This window comes from Candidatus Pelagibacter communis, assembly GCF_001180225.1.
Taxonomy (GTDB): Bacteria; Pseudomonadota; Alphaproteobacteria; order Pelagibacterales; family Pelagibacteraceae; genus Pelagibacter; species Pelagibacter ubique_D.
In genome coordinates, this window is sequence record NZ_CVST01000008.1 from 1 (window position 1) to 1,220 (window position 1,220).

1 protein-coding gene is annotated in these 1,220 nt (G+C 28.2%); it reads right to left on the reverse strand.

Going from position 1 to position 1,220, the window contains the following annotated elements; translation table 11 throughout:
• Positions 1-66: 66 nt before the first annotated feature.
• On the reverse strand, positions 67-1,050 hold the full coding sequence (locus tag AMN99_RS00200) for an MBL fold metallo-hydrolase (protein WP_075505856.1): 984 nt from the start codon (positions 1,048-1,050) through the stop codon (positions 67-69).
• Between the last annotated feature and the right edge of the window lie 170 nt (positions 1,051-1,220).

Here is a 1,220-nt window from a genome sequence, read left to right on the forward strand (position 1 = left end):
TCCATGCTCCACCAAGCTACCCCTTTTAAAGGTAATAGAATTATGCACAGAATAACTATATTGTAGTTATAATAATTCGTTTAAGGATTTTACCTCTCCAATATTAAATGTAATTGCATCTTCTCTTTTAAATCCATAATTTTCTGCATTATCTTTAAATCGAATTGGTGGTTCCATAATTGGCTCTAAAGATAAAACAAAAGTCCCCCAATGCATTCCTAATACTTTTTTGCTTTTAAGATCTTTTGCTACATTTAAAGCTTCTTCTGGGGTTGTATGGTAAATAGTTTTATCGAACATTGGTTTAAAATTATATGCTCCAATGTTGATCATAGTAAGATCAATCGGACCATATTTTTCTCCTAGTTCTTTATAGATATTTCCATAACCAGTATCACAAGCAAATAAAATTTTTCTATTTTTATATTCAATTAAAAAATTCCCCCACAAAGTTTTATTTGTGTCTGTTAGACTTCTTTTTGACCAATGAACTGCTGGTAGTAAGGTTATTTTTAAATCACTATTAATATTTTTGTGATCATACCAATCCATTTCATTTACATCTTCATAATTCTTAAAATATTTTCCAAGGTTAAGTGGAACTAATACTTTAGCATCTTTGTATGGAAAATTTCTGATAGTTGACATATCTTGATGATCATAATGATTGTGAGTTAATAAAAATAAATCTGTTTTTGGAATTTCGTTTAGATCTAATGCAGGTTTAGTAAATCTCTTTGGCCCAAATATTAACGGACCAGCATTTTTTGAAAAAACTGGATCAGTAATTATTGTTGTGTTACCTAATTTAATTAAATAAGTAGCGTGCCCAATCCAGGCGATATAATCAGCATTTTTGTATTTTTCTAAATCAGATTTAACTTTTTCTTTTTCGACAACATGCTCTTTTGGAAAATTAAGACTAATATTTTTTCTTAATTTACTGAAAGTTCTATAAGAAAATTTCCCTGATCTAGATATTACAACAGGTGAACCCTTAGGATTTCGAAAAGTTCCATTTGACAAATGATGATAAGGTTTTTCTTTCATTACATTAATTATTTTTTTCCATTAGCCACAAATCATCCCCAGCTAAAAAATAAATTTTCCCATTAATTGGGTGAACTTGTATGTCTCTAATTCTTCCAATTTTATCCTTAAAAATAATTTCCTCTTGGATTTCAGATGTGTTTGAAAATATTAATTTTCTTAAAGATTTA